Origin of the sequence: Mycobacterium sp., assembly GCF_032159565.1 — a bacterium.
Classification (GTDB): Bacteria; Actinomycetota; Actinomycetes; order Mycobacteriales; family Mycobacteriaceae; genus Mycobacterium.
In genome coordinates this window covers 38,950-54,343 of record NZ_JAVHWR010000132.1, presented here as the reverse complement: position 1 = coordinate 54,343, position 15,394 = coordinate 38,950, and the positions used below count along the sequence as shown (strand labels likewise).

Below are 15,394 nucleotides of genomic sequence, written 5' to 3'. Positions count from 1 at the left end.
CTATCAGCGGTCAACCGCGACCGCGGGGGCCGCGGCGGCGGGTTTTCGTCGCCGTCGACGGCGCCAGGTGATCTGGTCGGCGACCATGACAAGAATCAAGATCACACCCTGCGCGATCGCGTACTGGTAGGCGGACAGCCGCAGCGCGGTGAAGCCGCTGGCAACGATCTGCAGTGTGAGCGTGGCCAATACGACGCCGAGCACCGTCGCGAACCCGCCGGTGGGGTTCGTCCCGCCGAGCACGGCGATGACAATGACAAGCAGGACGTAAGACGCCCCGTAGTCGGCGGAGGCGGACGGGTTGCGGGCGATGAACAACACGCCTGCCAGACCGCCGAGCAGTCCGGTGACGAGATAGGTGCTTGCGAGCACTGAGCGGCTGCGGATGCCCGAGTACACGGCCGCTATCGGGTTGGAGCCCTCGAGCTGGATCTTCAGTCCGATCGGCGTGCGGTTGATCAGCAGCGCGGCGAGTACGGCGGCGAGGATGAAGATGATGAACAGGATAGGGATTCCGGCCACCGTAGCCTGACCGAGATTGGTCAGCGTTGCCGGAGAGCCGTAGAGCGTTCGTCCCCCGGTCCACACCACCGCGATCCCGTTGTAGATCTGCATGGTGCCCAGAGTGGCCAGGATCGGGGTGATCCCGACGTAGGCAACGAGCACTGCGTTGACCGCTCCGCCGAGCAGCCCCATAACCAGCCCGGCCAGAACCAGAACGGGTACCAATTGCTCGGCCAGTGCGGGGTTCGAGCCGTGGATCGTCGTGTACAGGGTCGACATCGTGATCGCCGACAGGTTGGCGATGTTGACCAGCGACAGGTCGATCCCGCCGGTCAGCATGGCCAGCATCATCGCGATCGCGAGCACGCCGACCTCCGGCGCGGCGAGTGCGAGGTTCTGCAAATTGATCGGGCTGAGGAAGACGTTGGGCCGCAGCGCCGCGAAGAACGCGAAGGCCACCAGAAGAAGCACCAGCATGCGGCCGGTGCCTCGGCTGACATGGAGCCGTTCGATGAATTCGGAAGTGCGAGTACCCACGTCGTTGTTGAGCTGCCCGAGACCCGTCATACAGGCATCGCCTCCTGCGTCAGGGCGGACCCGTCGGCGGTCGGCTGACGCCTGCGGCGCCGCCTGGCCGACACGGCCTGAACGCCGACACCGATGATGAGCAGGGTCCCGACCGCGGCGCGTTGCCATGCGCTGGGCACACCGGCCAGGATCAGGCTGTTGCCGATGACCTGCACGAGCAACACACCCAAAATGGTGCCGGTCACCGAACCGCGGCCGCCGAAGATCGACGCACCGCCCAAGACCACCGCCGCGATGATGTCGAGCTCGGTGCCGACCAAGTTCTGCGGGCTGGCGCTGCGGCCCATGATGATGTAGATCAATCCACCGAGCGCTGCGGTCATGCCCACGAGAACGTAGAGCAGGATCTGGGCCCGGACCACCCGGAAGCCGGCGCGGCGCGCCGCCTCCACATCGCCGCCGATCGCGTAGATGGAACGGCCGAACATGGTGCGGCGCAACATCCATGCCGTCGCGAAGCACAGCAGGACGGCGGGAACGACCATCACATGTAGGTAGGCGCGGCCGCTTGCAGTCGCGACCGAAATCAAGTTCGTGGTCGACAAGCCGGCGATGGCGTGCGGGAGGTCGGCGATGAAGCGCGAACCGACGAAGGTGAGCAGGGCGCCCTTGAAGATGCCTTGCGTTCCAAGCGTCACGATCAGCGTAGGCAGCCGGAACCGCGCGATAACGACGCCGTTGATGAGGCCGAGCGCTGCGCCGATCGCCAAAGCGAGCAGGATCGCTCCGATAAGCCCGGCACCGAAGGCGCCCGACCCGAACGCCGTCACGGTCGTGTATCCGGCGAAAATGGCGATCGCGGCGAAGGAGACGTCGATCCCGCCGGAGATGATGACCAGCAGCACGCCGAGCGCGAAGATCAACGGCACGATCGAGCTGCGCACGATAGCGAACAACGTCGACACCGAGAAGAAGACCGGGTTGAGCAACGACATCACGATGATCAGGCCCAGCAGGATCAGCGCGAGGATGCCCTCGTTGTTGGGCCCCCGGAGGTTCGGTAGCGAGAAGCGCTGCGGCTGCGGATTGTTCACGCCGCCATCCTCTCCAGGATGAGGTCGACGTTGATGTCGTCGCTCTCCAGGGTGTGGCTGATCCGACCCTGTCGGACCACGAGCACCCGGTGGCACGCTGCGACCAGCTCGGGTACGTCGTCGGAGATGATGATGATGGAGCGGCCGTCGGCGGCTTCCCCGCGCAGAATCTCGAGAATGTCCTCCTTCGAGCCGACGTCAACCCCGACGGTGGGCCCGTTGAGGATGAGTACGCGTGGTCTGATGGCGAGCCATTTGGCCAGGACGACACGTTGGGCGTTGCCGCCCGAGAGCGAGCGGACCGGAGCCGTGACGCGGGGCGCCTGGATGCGCAGGCGGTCGAACAACTCGCGAATCGTTTTGCGGGTCTTACTGTTATCCAAAGTGCCCCAGCGTGTTCGGTATCGGTCGAGCGATCCGGCGATGATGTTGTCGCCGATGGCGCGGTCCATGAACAGGCCCTGCGTGAGGCGGTCCGCGGGGACGTAGCCGATACCCGCATCGATCGCGTCCTGGATCGACCGCAGCTTTACCGGCTTGCCGTCGAGTTTGACGGTGCCGCTGGAGGCGGGTCGGACGCCGAACAGAGCCTCAGCGATCTCGGTGCGCCCCGAGCCGAGCAGGCCTGTCACGCCGAGGATCTCGCCTTCCCGGACGGCGAAGTTCACGCCTTCGAAGGCGCCGGTTCGGGTCAGTGCCTCGACGTCGAGGACGACGGGGGCGTCCACCGGGAGGTCGCTGACGATCCGTTCCTCGCTGATCTTGCGACCGGTCATAAATTCGCCGATCGATTGGGGGGTGAAGTCGGCCGCAGGCCCGGTGACCACCTTGCGGCCGGATCGCAGGATCGTCACCCGCTGCGCGACGCGCAGAACCTCATCGAGCTTGTGCGAGACGAACACCAGCCCGACGCCGCGCGCCCGCAGTGTCTCGACGAGGTCGAAGAGGCGGTCGACCTCGCTGTGGGTAAGTGCGGTGGTGGGCTCGTCCATGATGATGACGCGGGCTTCGTGTACCACGGCGCGGCAGATCGCGGTGAGTTGCCGGTCCGCGACAGGGAGGGTTTCGACGTCAGCGTCGAGGTCCAGGTTCAGGCGCAGATCGTCAACGATGCCGCGCGCGATCCTCTGCGCAGCGGCGGGCGAGTAGAGCCTTCGGCGTTCGGCGACAGCGCTTGTCAGAGCGATGTTCTCAGCGACAGTGAGGTTGCCGAACAGCGAGAAGTCCTGGTAGATCACCTGGATGCCGCTGGTGATCGCCGCGGTGGCGTTCATCGCGCGATGCGCGACGTCGTCGACGATGATCTCACCGGAGTCCGGCCGCTCCGCCCCGGAGATGATCTTGATCAGGGTGGATTTGCCGCATCCGTTTTCGCCTGCGAGACAGTGCACTTCGCCGGGACGGAGGTCGAAGGAAACGCCGTCCAAGGCGGTGACGCCGCCGTAGGTCTTGACGATGTCACGTGCCTGGAGCACCGGCTTGTCCGTGTCCAATGCGCTCGGCGCTGTCATGGGGAACGCTTTCCGGGCCGGCCCGGCAGGTCAGCGCGAGCCGGCACCTTGACCTACGGTGCGGACTCAGAAGTTGTACTGGGACATGGTTTTGGCGTCAGCTTCCAACGCCGCATCGCCGACGTAGACGTTGTCGTAGCCGTCGAGTTTGGTCAGCTTCTCGTAGCCGGGAATGTTCAGATTGGTTCCGGGTTCGATTGTCTTGCCTTGGGCGAGCATCAACGCGATCTGCAACTGTGCTTCACCAGCCAGCGCCGGGTCCCAGAAGAAGATCTTGTCGATTGAGCCGTCGGCGAGGTACTTCGAGGCAGCGGACGGGATCGACGTGCCCATCACACAGACCTTGTTCTGGAGGCCGGCTTCCTGCACAGCGCGCGCAATGCCCGGCACGTCGTTGCCGGCCGACCCTTGGAAGCCCTTGATATCCGGGTATTTCGCCAGCACTTCCTTGGCCTTCTCGTAGGCGGCCTGCTCGTTGTCGGTGCTCTCGATCGGGTCCTCGACGCGGGTCATGCCCGGATATTGGCTGACCTGCATGTCATGGGCGGCTCCGACCCACTGCATGTGCGTCTTTGCAGTCAGGCCCCCGACGAACTGGACGTATTTGCCCTGCTGGCCCATGCATTGCGCGAGGTTCTGCATGATCTGCCTGCCGTAAGCGGCGTTGTCGAAAGCCTCGATGTCGACGTCGGCGTTCTGAATGCCGGTGGCCTCGTGGGAGACGACCTTGATGCCCTGGCCGCGGGCCTGGCCGAGAACGTTTTGCAGAGCTTCCGGCGAGTTCGGCACCACGGTGATGGCAGTGGGTTTTTGCGGGATCAGATCCTGGATGATCTGGATCTGCTTCTCCGGACTGGTGTCGTCCGCGCCTTCCTGGCGGGTGTCGACTCCGGTGCGCTTCGCGAAGTTCTCGTCGCCGACGGCCATCCGATCGAACCAGGAGATGCCCTTGATCTTGACGACGTTGACCATCGTCATGTCCTTCGGGTCCTGGGAAGCCCCCGCCGCAGTGCTGCTACTGCCGCCTCCTCCGCCGACCGATCCGCAGCCCGCAATCAGCGTCATGGTCAAGCCCACGGCTCCCAGAAGGGCAACCCGCCTGTGCTGCATGTGTCACTCCCTTGTGAACCCCCGCACTTCACCGGGACTGCTATCCCGACTTGCGTGACATTAAACGCGAACTGCCTGATAATCAAGCAACAATATGCGCGAAATCGTGCATATAGAGCGCTTGTGTGCACGAAAATGAGTGTTGATGTTTGCTTACGTGTTCTGCGGCCTGATGCAGGAGGCTGCATCGTCGGAGGGGGTCCGGTGTCCATGTCGCGTCGCGCGGACATCCTGAACCATTTGATGGACCGCGGTTTTCAAAGCGTCAACGCATTAGCCCAAGGCTTTGCGGTCGACGCCTCGACCATTCGCCGCGATCTGGACAAGCTCGAAGCGCAAGGCCTCGTCCAACGCACGCACGGCGGCGCGCTGCCTGTGAAGCCTGCCGATGCGCCGGCCGGCGGCCATGGCAGGCATCGCGCAGAGATGGCGGCCATCGGCGCCGCGATGGCCGAGCGGGTGCTGGAGGGGCAGACGATACTGCTCGACAGCGGCGAGACGACGCTCGAGGTTGCTCGTCATCTCCATCATTCGCGACTGACCGTCGTCACCCACGATCTGCGTGTCGGCCTGGAGGTTGCGACCAAACGATCGATCAACCTCGTGTTCATCGGCGGGGAACTGCTGCCGTCCGGCTTCGGGATGTGGGGCCCCTCGTCCCTCCAGCAAGTGGAGAACCTGCGGGTCAATGTGGCCATCTTCGGCGCAGGCACGGTCATGGACGACGGCATATACTCCACCTCGAGTTACGAGATCGAGCTAAAGCGCAAGATGCGGTCCATCGCGAGCGAGGCGTTCTTCGTCGCGGACAGCTCCAAATTCGGGCGCGAAGCGCTCTTCAAAGTCTTCGGCTTCGAGCACTTCACTGCCGGCATCACGGATGCCATGCTCGATCCGATCCGCGCCGCGCAGCTTCCGATACCGGTCATCCGGGTCGCCGTGGGTACACCGGACGAAGACCGACACGGCCGCTGACTTTCGCGATCGACTCAGACCTGCGGGCCTTCTGACCTGAGGTCGTCGACGTTTTTCATCGCGTCGCGCAGCTTGGTCAGCCACTCATCGGCGTGTTCGCCGACCAGCTTGACCGACCAGGCCAGCGCGTCGGAGCGCGACCGGGCGACCCCGGCGTCGACGAGCGTGTCGAGGACCTGGCGTTCCGGCTGGCGCAGTCGCGTCATCACCGGAACGGCGATGTGGGTGAACAGGATTCGCTCGGCCGCCTCGCCACTGCCGACCTCGACGCCCCAGGAGACCTTGCGGCCGTACTTGTCCTGCGCCTCGTCGGCGATCCGCATGCGCTCCGCCCGCGTTTCCTCGCGGAATCGGGACGCCCGGCCCGATGCACGGGCTTCGCTCTCTTCACCTTCGGGCTCGGGTAGCCGCCCGATCACGGTGATCTCTTCGCGGTCGACGACCACGGCGGGGTCGCCGTCGAACCAGTCGGGCAGGCGGCCGGCGAACCACTCGGGGGCGTCGCCTGCGTCTGGCTGATTGGCCTGCTGCCAGCCGCCGGGGCGGCCCGACCGTCGACCATGTGCGTGATGTTGCCTCATGATTACATGATTACATCGTTGCAGCGCCGATGGCGCGGCTTTCACCGAGGGCGAACGGCTGATATTAGAAAAGTCGCTAGTTGCGCTTGATCAGCACCGCGGCGCCCCCGCCGAGCACCATCCCGACCAGCAACAACGCGGCCCAGCCCGCACCGAACAACCACCACACGGCCGCCAGCGCCACGATCGCAGGCGAGACCGCGAACAGCACCATGCCGGGGTGCCGTCTGATGACGGCGACGGCGCTCTGCGCTCGCACCCGGTCGATCTCCTTTGCCATGTAGTAAGCATGCCAGCGTCGCGGCAACCACGGCATAGTGTCGAGAAACCCATGACGCACGAAGGAGTGGACGGTGACTGGACCCGGACCCGGTAGTTGGCAACCCGATCCCGATGGCCGCTACGAGTACCGCTGGTGGGATGGGCGGCGTTGGACGGATCAGGTCTCTCATCGGGGTCAGGTGAACCGCGTTCCGATGGCCGGTGCAGCGGGCCCCGGCCGCCCATCGCAAGGCGGCGCACCGGCCCAGGCCCAGGTTCAACAGGGCGGTCCGCCTTCCGGCTGCGGGCAGGCTCCTCAGGGAGACGGTTTCGCGGGAATCACCGGTGATCTCGTCGACGGACGGTTCAGCGAGAAAGAGGCCAAGCCGATCGCGAACCAGAATTCGAAGCTGCTTCGCGTGCGCCTCGGCGAACCGTTCATGGCGCGGCAGGGTTCGATGGTCGCCTATCAAGGCAATGTGGACTTCTCGTTCGAGGGCGGCGGCGCGTCGAAGTTCATCAAGAAGGCGTTGACCGGTGAGGGCCTGCCGTTGATGCGGTGTCAGGGGCAGGGCGACGTCTTCCTTGCCGAGCGCGCCTATGACGTGCACCTGCTGCACATCAACAACTCCGGGCTGTCGATCAGCGGGAAGAACGTGCTGGCGTTTTCGTCGAGCCTGGACTGGAACATCGAGCGGGTGAAGGGCGGCAGCATCGCGACAGGCGGGCTGTTCAACACGACGCTGCGCGGCACCGGTTGGGTGGCGTTGACGACGGACGGTCCGCCTGTGGTGCTGAACGCCGCCGAGGCACCGACGTTCGCCGACGCCAACGCGGTCGTGGCGTGGTCGGCGCACCTGCAGACGCAACTGAAGACGAGCTTCAAGGCGGGTGCGTTGATCGGTCGCGGATCCGGTGAAGCAGTCCAGGTGTCGTTCCACGGGCAGGGTTTCGTGATCGTGCAGCCCTCGGAGGGTGCTCAGGTCACCGCGACGGCGTAGTCACAGCTCCAGTTGCACTGTGACGGGGCCGTCGTTGACGAGTGCGACCTTCATGTCTGCGCCGAATACGCCGGTCTCGACGTGCGCGCCGAGCCCTCGTAGCGCGTCGGCGAAAGCGGTCACCAGTGGCTCGGCGACGGCGCCGGACGCGGCGGCGTTCCACGTCGGGCGCCTGCCCTTGGCGGTGTTGGCGTAGAGGGTGAACTGGCTGACGACCAGGATGGGTGCGTCGACGTCGGCCGCCGAATTCTCGTCGTCGAGAATGCGCAATTGCCAGAGCTTTTCGGCGAGCCGCTGCGCCTTGCTCGTGTTGTCGTCGTGCGTGACACCGACCAGCGCGAGCAAGCCTTGGCCGTCGGGTTCGATCGCGCCGACGGTTTCGCCGTCGACCGTCACCGAGGCCGAGGTGACCCGCTGAACCAGGATTCGCACGGCGACGACGCTACAGCGTCTCGAGGATCCCCTTCATCGTGTCGATCTCCTGCTGCTGGGACTTGACGATGGCACGCGCGAGCTGGACCGCCGGCTGAAACCGACCGTTCCCGATCTCGTTCTGCGCCATATCGATTGCACCCTCGTGGTGCTTGATCATGCCGATCAGGAATGACCTGCTCGCCTCGACGCCCTCGGCGCTTCGCAGCGCCGTCATCTGTTCGTCGGACATCATGCCCATCCCGTCGCCGGACATGCCGTCCATCTCGTGGCCACCGTCGCCCCCGCTTCCAGCCATGGACGGCATCGGCGGATTGCCCCACTGGCCGAGCCAGTCCTGCATCTGCTGGGTCTCGGGACCCTGTGCAGCCTTGATTTCAGTGGCAAGTTCGGTGACCCGGGGATCGATGCCCCGCTTGCCCAGGATGACATCGCTCATCTCGATCGCCTGCTGATGATGCGGAATCATGTGGTGGACGAACATGACGTCCGCGTCGTTGTGATCCTGGCCGCTGGGCGCCGCGGTTACCGACGACGACGCCGACGACCCCTGTCCCGCCGAATGCCCTGTTCCTGCGCCACCATCACTACAGCCGGCCGCGATCACCATCGCCGCCACGGCGCCTGCACCCGTCAGAACTGCTCGTTTCCACATCATGTCTGTGATCCCTTCGCCGTCACCTTTACCTATACCCCCTACGGGTATAGGCTGGCAACATGCCGCCGACCGCCGACACCACCGACCGGCACAAGCTCACCTTGGCCGTCAGCGGGATGTCGTGTGCCTCGTGTGCGGCGCGCATCGAGAAGCGGCTCAACCAGTTGGATGGCGTCGTCGCAACCGTCAACTTCGCGACCGAGCAGGCAACAGTCGACTTTCCGGACAGAATCACCCCCGACAACCTGGTCGACGCGGTCGAAGAAACCGGTTACACCGCAACGCTACCCGCGCGTAGTGAGAACCAAACCGCCGAGACGACGGCGTGGAAGCGCCGCCTGCTGATCTCGGCCGCGCTGACCATTCCGGTGGTGCTGCTGTCGATGGCGCCCGCGCTGCAGTTCGACTACTGGCAGTGGGTGGCGCTCGCCCTCGCCACGCCCGTTGCGGCGTGGGGCGCCTGGCCGTTTCATCGCGCGGCGGTGGCCAACCTGCGCCACCGGGGGGCGACGATGGACACGCTGATCTCGGTCGGCGTCGCCGCGGCCTATCTCTGGTCGGTCTGGGCGCTGCTGTTCACCCACGCCGGCACCCCGGGCATGAAGATGACACTGAGCCTCATCGCGAACGACGACGGCGGTGCGCATCTCTACCTGGAGGTTGCCGCAGCCGTCACCACGTTCATCCTCGCCGGTCGCTATTTCGAGTCACGCGCCAAGCGGAGTTCTGGCGCGGCGCTGCGCGCATTGCTCGACGCGGGCGCCAAAGACGTGGCTGTGCTGCGCGAAGGGTCGACGCAAACACGAATTCCGATCGGCGAACTCATCGTCGGCGACGTCTTCGTCGTGCGGCCCGGCGAGAAGATCGCCACCGACGGCGTGGTGGTATCGGGCACGTCCGCGGTGGATGCGTCGATGCTGACCGGTGAGCCCGTGCCGGTCGAGGTGGGCCCCGGCGACGGTGTCGTCGGGGCGACCGTCAACGTCGGCGGACGGCTCGAGGTCCGCGCGACGCGCATCGGCTCCGACACCCAACTCGCCCAGATCGCTCGCCTCGTCACCGAGGCGCAGAGCGGCAAGGCCGAGGTGCAGCGCTTGGCCGACCGGGTTTCGGCCGTGTTCGTCCCCATCGTCATCGGGCTGTCTTCGCTGACGCTCGCCTCCTGGCTACTGGCGGGCGCTTCGGCGACCGCCGCCTTCACCGCCGCCGTCGCCGTCCTGATCATCGCCTGTCCCTGCGCGCTTGGACTGGCCACGCCGACGGCGCTGCTTGTGGGTACCGGGCGCGGCGCTCAGTTGGGAATCCTGATCAAGGGCCCGCAAGTTCTGGAATCGACCCGGCGCGTCGACACCGTCGTGCTCGACAAGACAGGCACGGTGACCACAGGCCAGATGGTTGTCACGGCTGTGCATGTCGTCGACGACGCCTCCGATGTCGACGTGCTGCGGCTGGCAGGCTCACTCGAGCACGCATCTGAGCATCCGATCGCGCGCGCCGTTGCGATGCGAGCCGCGCAGGCGGGCCCGCTGTCGCTGGTGACCGACTTCGAAAACCACAGCGGCAGAGGCGTTGTCGGGGTCGTCGACGATCACCTGCTCGCCGCCGGTCGCTACAGCTGGCTGCGCGACCAGTGGGCACTCGAGGCGCCCGAAGCACTTCGGGACGCGGCCGAGCGCGCTGAGGCCGACGGCAGCACACCGATCTGGGTGGCGGTCGATGGCCGGATCCGCGCGATCGTCGTCGTGTCCGACACGATCAAGGAGACATCGCACGCCGCGGTCACCGAGCTCCGCGAGCTCGGCCTCACACCGATCCTGCTGACCGGCGACAATCGCCGGGCGGCCGAGGCGGTTGCACGTCAGCTCGACATCGACCAGGTGATCGCCGAGGTGCTGCCCGCCGACAAGGTGACCCAGGTCAAGCGATTGCAGGACGAGGGCAAGGTTGTCGCGATGGTGGGCGACGGTGTCAACGACGCCGCCGCGCTTGCGCAGGCCGATCTGGGGCTTGCGATGGGCACCGGCACCGACGTGGCAATCGCCGCCTCCGACCTCACCCTCGTGCGTGGCGACCTTCGGTCTGCACCGGACGCCATCCGGCTGTCCCGCGCGACACTGGGCACCATCAAGGGCAATCTTTTCTGGGCCTTCGCCTACAACATCGCCGCACTGCCACTCGCCGCCCTAGGTCTGCTCAATCCGCTGATTGCCGGTGCTGCAATGGCTTTCAGCTCGCTATTCGTAGTGACGAACAGCCTGCGCCTGCGCAGGTTCAGGCGCCGAGTCCGGTAGTCGCCGATTGGCCCTGCGTGAGGGGGCGGCAGTAAGCACACAGGCCCCTGCCGATGGTCGGATAGCCGCAGGCCGGACAGATGGACGAGAGTGTCAACAACTCTGCCGCGGTCGCCAACGGGAACGTTCCTGCCGAATCTGCGCTTGTGCCTCGTGTGTCCACGGTGGTGCCCTTTCGACTACCCGACTGCGGTGGGGCTACCCAACTGATCTTGGTTACTAACGGATTAGTCAGCGAGTTCTTTTGTCTGCTAGAACCGATGATTCAGAAGTGACTCAAGTGAACTGCGGTACGGCCCGTTGGACACGGAAGAGCTTGACTTCGCCACTGACGCCCTTGAGATGTCGCGGACCGATCCACGACCAGGACAGGTCACCCGCACTGCCGATGGCGTCCTTCGTGGACTCGGCGATGAAGACCGATCCCGGCTGTGCCGCCGCGGTCACCCGGCTCGCCACGTTGACGGGGCTGCCGAACCAATCCCCCGCCCGCGTCACCGCAGAGCCCGTTGCGACGCCTACCCGCAAGCGCGGCAAGTCGTTCGCGGCGGCGGCGGCCACCAGGTCCAGCACCGCAACGACCAGCGGCAGGGCATCCGAGCACACCAGCATCACCGCATCGCCGATGGACTTGACGAACCGTACCGGTGCATGTGATAAGTCGTGGGCCAGTTCGGCGAGCCGGTTGGCAACGCGCTCAAGATCTTCCGGCGGAAGCGCCTCACCAAGTCGAGTGAAGCCCGTTAGGTCGGCGAAGCACACCGTCATCCGCCGGGCGCCGGGGAGTATTCCGGCGGCGCGCTCGGCCGCATTTACCGCTTCGGTCTCGAACGAACGGCGTAATTCCAGCCGCAGCAGGGCCTCCATCATCGGCCCGAAAGACGGCGCCGCCCGCAGCGCCAGTGCCTCAATCGCCCCGGCCACTTCGATCTCCGTGGCGCCTGGTTTCAAAATCGCCTTCAGCCCCGCTTCACGCATCACCGCAGCCGCATGGCCGAGGCTCTCCCTCATCACGCGCAGGACCGCGACCACGTCCTCAGGCCTGATCCCCAGGTCGAGAATGATCCGTGCTTGCGCGGCGGCCTCGCCGTCGACGCGCAACAGATTCGGTGCGTCAGGATCTGCGATGCGAGGCAGGCCGATCGCACGATGGATCCGTTGCAGTAAACCCAGATCGATTCCGGTCGACTGGCATATTTGGCGCGCGGACACGTACTCGCCGTCGTCGCCGATCACCCGGTTGGCGGGCAGGCTCAGCGGCGCTCCAACCGAACCGCGAATGTGGTCGAGCCGGAAACCTCGGGTGAGCAGCCAACTGATCAGGTCGATGCGCTCCTGCCGCGCATCGCCCTCCAGGCCGTCGAGCATGCCCAACGCCTCGAACTCGGCGTCCGAAGCCATGGGGTGAACATACTATTCCGTATCCGCCGCGCGTGCCCGAAAAAGCTTCACCTCGCCCTTGATCCCTTTGAGGTGCCGCGCGCCGGCGAACGACCAGGAGAAATCGTCGGTCTCGCCGATCTCCTCGTGCACCGGTTCGGCGACGAGCACCGATCCTGGCCGGGCCACCGCTGTCACCCGACTCGCCAGGTTGACCGGGCTGCCGAACCAGTCCCCCGCCCGCCGGACCGCACTGCCCGCTGCCAGGCCGACGCGCAACTGCGGTAGGTCCTCTTTCTCCGCGGCGGCCAACAACTCGAGCCCGGCACGCAACAACGCGGCCGCGTCCGTGCTGACGAACATCACTGCGTCGCCGATCGTCTTGATGAAGTGCACGGGTGGCACCGCGACGTCGCGGGCGATAGCGGACAACCGATTCGCGAGGCTCTCCAACTCCTCCGGCGGCACTGCCTCGCCCAACCGGGTGAAGCCGACGAGGTCGGCGAAGCAGACAGTCACCTCACGCGCGCCAGGCAGCTTTCCCGCCGCTCGCTCGGCGACGCTGACCGCCTCGGTTTCCAACCCGTGGCGAAGCTGCAAGCGCAGCACGTCCTCGGCCAAAGGTCCGAGCATCGGCGAAACCTGTTGTACCAGTTCACCGTAGGCCTTGGCAATCTGGACTTCCGTCGCGCCCGGCTCGATCACCGCCTCGAGCACCACCTGCCGCATCACCTCGGCCGTCTGCGCCATGCCCTGTCCGAGCACGCGGGCCACAGCGATCACCTGCTCGCGGCTGAAGCCTGCGTCGACGAAGACCCGGGCGCGGACCGCCGCGTCGGCGTCGGCGCGCAGATGAACCGGCGCATCGGGGTCGTCGACCCGTGGCAGCCCAAGGGCCCGCTGTATGGCCTCCAGCAGTTCCAGGTCGACGCCGGTGTCCTCGCAGATCTGCCGCGCCGACAGGCGCATCCCGTCGTCACCGACGACGCGACCGGCGGGCATCAGCATCGGCGCGAACTCCGACCGGATGTGGTCAACGGTGAAACCGTCGTCGAGCAGGTATTCGATCAGCTCGGCGCGTTCTGCCCGCGCCTGCCCTTCAAGGCCGTCGAGCAGGCCCGAAGCCTCGATATCGATGTCGTCGGCCACGCTGTCAACGTATACCTGTTGGCATGGCAGGACCGTTGCTGGAGGGATTGCCGCCGATCGCGGACGACAGCGCGCGGATCCTCATCCTCGGCAATATGCCAAGCGTGATGTCGCTGTCCGCCCAGCAGTACTACGGCAACCCGCGCAACGCCTTCTGGCGCATCGCCGGCGACATCCTCGGATTCGACCCGGCCTCGCCGTACGAGGAGCGCATCACCGCGTTGCGTGTACGCGGTGTTGCGGTGTGGGATGTGCTGCGGCTGTGCCGACGAGCGGGCAGCCTGGATTCGGCGATCGAGCCGGACAGTATGGTGGCCAACGACTTCTCGGCGTTCCTCGCCGCACACCCCGCGATCGAGCGCATCTTGTTCAACGGCGCTGCGGCGGAGAGGAACTTCGTCCGCCTCGCCGGCATCGACCGCGCGCTGCGCTACCGGCGGCTGCCATCGACGAGCCCTGCCCAGACCATGCGGTACGCAGACAAGCTGCGGGCGTGGCGGGATGCTTTGGGCGCCTAGGACACCGGCGGGCGCCGGTGCGCCCATGGTCGTGCCTTCTCGATCTGCGCGCCGAGGGACAGCAGCGTGGCCTCGTCGAACGGCCTGCCAACGATCTGTATCGACGTCGGCAGGCCCTCTCCATCGAGGCTCCACGGCACGACCGCGGCCGGCTGACCCGTTCCGTTGAACATGGCCTGGAACGGCACCCGCTGCGCGACCAGTGTCAGCGTCGAGACGGCACCGCGTCCCTGATAAGCGCCGATGCGCGACGGGCCGCCGGCCGTACCCGGCGTGATCACCACGTCGACGTCATCGAAGATCGACAGAACACGCTGCGCCAGTTCAGCTTCCGCGCCGCGGATAGCTGCCATCCGGCGCTCGGAGATCAACCCGCCGATGCGGGCGAACGCGCGGGTGCGCCGTTCCAGCCGCTCCTTGCGCGGCAGCGTCTGCACATCGTCGTAGACACCGCGGAAGTAGCGCGGCAGCAGGTGTCCGTAGACCGCACCGACCGGATAGTCGGGGTCGCGCGCCACGACCTGGTGACCGAGTTCACGCAGCAGCGCCGCGGCCTCGTCGACGGCGGCCCGCTGGGCTTTGCCGACCCTTGCCGTCAGAAGTGGGGGAACCCTGGTGCTCAACGCAATTCGCAATCGTCCGGGATCACGGCCGGCCGCGGAGATAAAACTTCCTTCGGCGGCAGGCGTAGTGGACGTCACGTCCAGGAACACGGCGGCGTCCTCGACGGTTCTCGCCATCGGACCGTTGACGGACAGACCGTTCCACGCGCCGTCGTGGGGTGCGAGCGGGACGCGGTCTCGCTGCGGCTTGATCCCGAACAGACCGCACCACGTCGACGGGATCCGAATCGAACCCATACCGTCGGAACCCAGCGCCATCGATGCCAAACCCGCTGCGACCGCGGCGCCGCTGCCGCCGCTGCTGCCACCCGGGGTGCGGTTGGTATTCCACGGATTTCGAGTCGCACCGAACTCGAGCGTTTCGGTGAACGAGTAGATCATCATCTCCGGCACGGTGGTCTTACCGAGGATGACCGCGCCCGCCGCACGGAGCCTGCGCACCACCTCGGCGTCCGCCGTTCGGGCGGGCCCGTATGCGCTGGTGCCGTATGTGGTCACCTGGCCGGCGACGTCGACGTCGTCCTTGATCGCGATCGGCACGCCGAGCAGCGGTAGCCGCTCGCCGTTGTCCAGCCGAGCCTGCGCGGCGGCCGCTTCCCGACGCGCGGACTCGGCCAGCACGACGCGGTAGGCACGCAACTCCGGATCCAATCGCGCGATGCGCTCCAGATACAGGTCGAGCAATGCGGGCGCCGTGACGGTGCCCGCAGCGAGTAGGCGCGCCTGTTCTGCGGCGCCTGCGAACGCCAGGTCGGTGGACTCCACTCGCGGCAGCGTA

Annotated in this window: 15 protein-coding genes; 4 read left to right on the top strand and 11 right to left on the bottom strand. The window is 66.2% G+C overall.

The window, feature by feature from the left end:
* Positions 1 to 3: 3 nt before the first annotated feature.
* The 4 genes from QOC76_RS17570 to QOC76_RS17555 form a co-directional block, all read right to left on the bottom strand.
* Entirely contained in the window at positions 4 to 1,071 is a 1,068-nt protein-coding gene (locus tag QOC76_RS17570) for an ABC transporter permease (RefSeq protein ID WP_526358607.1), read from the bottom strand.
* Positions 1,068 to 2,126, bottom strand: a complete 1,059-nt coding sequence (locus QOC76_RS17565) for an ABC transporter permease (protein ID WP_526358605.1) — start codon at positions 2,124 to 2,126, stop codon at positions 1,068 to 1,070. The genes QOC76_RS17570 and QOC76_RS17565 overlap by 4 nt, the downstream gene beginning before the upstream one ends.
* Positions 2,123 to 3,637, bottom strand: a complete 1,515-nt coding sequence (locus QOC76_RS17560) for a sugar ABC transporter ATP-binding protein (protein WP_526358603.1) — start codon at positions 3,635 to 3,637, stop codon at positions 2,123 to 2,125. Before QOC76_RS17560 ends, QOC76_RS17565 begins: the two co-directional genes overlap by 4 nt.
* Before the next feature lie 66 nt (positions 3,638 to 3,703).
* On the bottom strand, positions 3,704 to 4,747 hold the full coding sequence (locus tag QOC76_RS17555) for an autoinducer 2 ABC transporter substrate-binding protein (RefSeq protein ID WP_526358601.1): 1,044 nt from the start codon (positions 4,745 to 4,747) through the stop codon (positions 3,704 to 3,706).
* 210 nt (positions 4,748 to 4,957) lie between these two features.
* Here QOC76_RS17555 and QOC76_RS17550 point away from each other — a divergent pair, with 210 nt between their 5' ends.
* A complete protein-coding gene (locus QOC76_RS17550) occupies positions 4,958 to 5,722 on the top strand; it encodes a DeoR/GlpR family DNA-binding transcription regulator (RefSeq protein ID WP_526358708.1) in 765 nt (254 codons plus the stop codon).
* 14 nt (positions 5,723 to 5,736) lie between these two features.
* Here the strand turns inward: QOC76_RS17550 and abmR are convergent, their stop codons facing one another.
* Both abmR and QOC76_RS17540 read right to left on the bottom strand, forming a co-directional pair.
* Complete coding sequence (gene abmR, locus QOC76_RS17545; RefSeq protein WP_526358599.1) at positions 5,737 to 6,303, bottom strand: ATP-binding transcription factor AbmR; 567 nt, start codon at positions 6,301 to 6,303, stop codon at positions 5,737 to 5,739.
* Positions 6,304 to 6,379: 76 nt separating this feature from the next.
* Entirely contained in the window at positions 6,380 to 6,583 is a 204-nt protein-coding gene (locus QOC76_RS17540; protein WP_526358597.1) for a hypothetical protein, read from the bottom strand.
* A 73-nt stretch (positions 6,584 to 6,656) separates the two neighbouring features.
* Between QOC76_RS17540 and QOC76_RS17535 the strand changes: the two genes are divergently transcribed.
* A complete protein-coding gene (locus QOC76_RS17535) occupies positions 6,657 to 7,565 on the top strand; it encodes an AIM24 family protein (RefSeq protein WP_526358595.1) in 909 nt (302 codons plus the stop codon).
* Here the strand turns inward: QOC76_RS17535 and dtd are convergent, their stop codons facing one another.
* Complete coding sequence (gene dtd / locus QOC76_RS17530) at positions 7,566 to 7,997, bottom strand: D-aminoacyl-tRNA deacylase (protein WP_526358593.1); 432 nt, start codon at positions 7,995 to 7,997, stop codon at positions 7,566 to 7,568. It lies immediately after the preceding gene.
* Between the two features lie 10 nt (positions 7,998 to 8,007).
* A complete protein-coding gene (locus QOC76_RS17525; protein WP_526358706.1) occupies positions 8,008 to 8,652 on the bottom strand; it encodes a DUF305 domain-containing protein in 645 nt (214 codons plus the stop codon).
* A 62-nt stretch (positions 8,653 to 8,714) separates the two neighbouring features.
* Here QOC76_RS17525 and QOC76_RS17520 point away from each other — a divergent pair, with 62 nt between their 5' ends.
* Positions 8,715 to 10,946, top strand: coding sequence for a heavy metal translocating P-type ATPase (locus tag QOC76_RS17520; protein ID WP_526358591.1), 2,232 nt, complete (start codon positions 8,715 to 8,717; stop codon positions 10,944 to 10,946).
* A gap of 276 nt (positions 10,947 to 11,222) precedes the next feature.
* Here QOC76_RS17520 and QOC76_RS17515 read toward each other — a convergent pair whose 3' ends face one another.
* Together QOC76_RS17515 and QOC76_RS17510 are read right to left on the bottom strand one after the other, a co-directional pair.
* Positions 11,223 to 12,347, bottom strand: a complete 1,125-nt coding sequence (locus QOC76_RS17515; protein ID WP_526358589.1) for an adenylate/guanylate cyclase domain-containing protein — start codon at positions 12,345 to 12,347, stop codon at positions 11,223 to 11,225.
* A gap of 12 nt (positions 12,348 to 12,359) precedes the next feature.
* The gene (locus QOC76_RS17510) at positions 12,360 to 13,475 is read right to left on the bottom strand and encodes an adenylate/guanylate cyclase domain-containing protein (protein WP_526358587.1); all 1,116 of its coding nucleotides are present in this window, start codon (positions 13,473 to 13,475) and stop codon (positions 12,360 to 12,362) included.
* A 23-nt stretch (positions 13,476 to 13,498) separates the two neighbouring features.
* On the opposite strand from QOC76_RS17510, the gene QOC76_RS17505 reads away from it, so the two are divergent.
* On the top strand, positions 13,499 to 13,993 hold the full coding sequence (locus QOC76_RS17505; RefSeq protein ID WP_526358585.1) for a DNA-deoxyinosine glycosylase: 495 nt from the start codon (positions 13,499 to 13,501) through the stop codon (positions 13,991 to 13,993).
* Here QOC76_RS17505 and QOC76_RS17500 read toward each other — a convergent pair.
* Positions 13,990 to 15,381 (bottom strand): amidase, encoded by a 1,392-nt coding sequence (locus tag QOC76_RS17500; protein WP_526358583.1) that lies wholly within the window; start codon positions 15,379 to 15,381, stop codon positions 13,990 to 13,992. The two genes, QOC76_RS17505 and QOC76_RS17500, sit on opposite strands and share 4 nt — an antisense overlap.
* Positions 15,382 to 15,394: the final 13 nt, after the last annotated feature.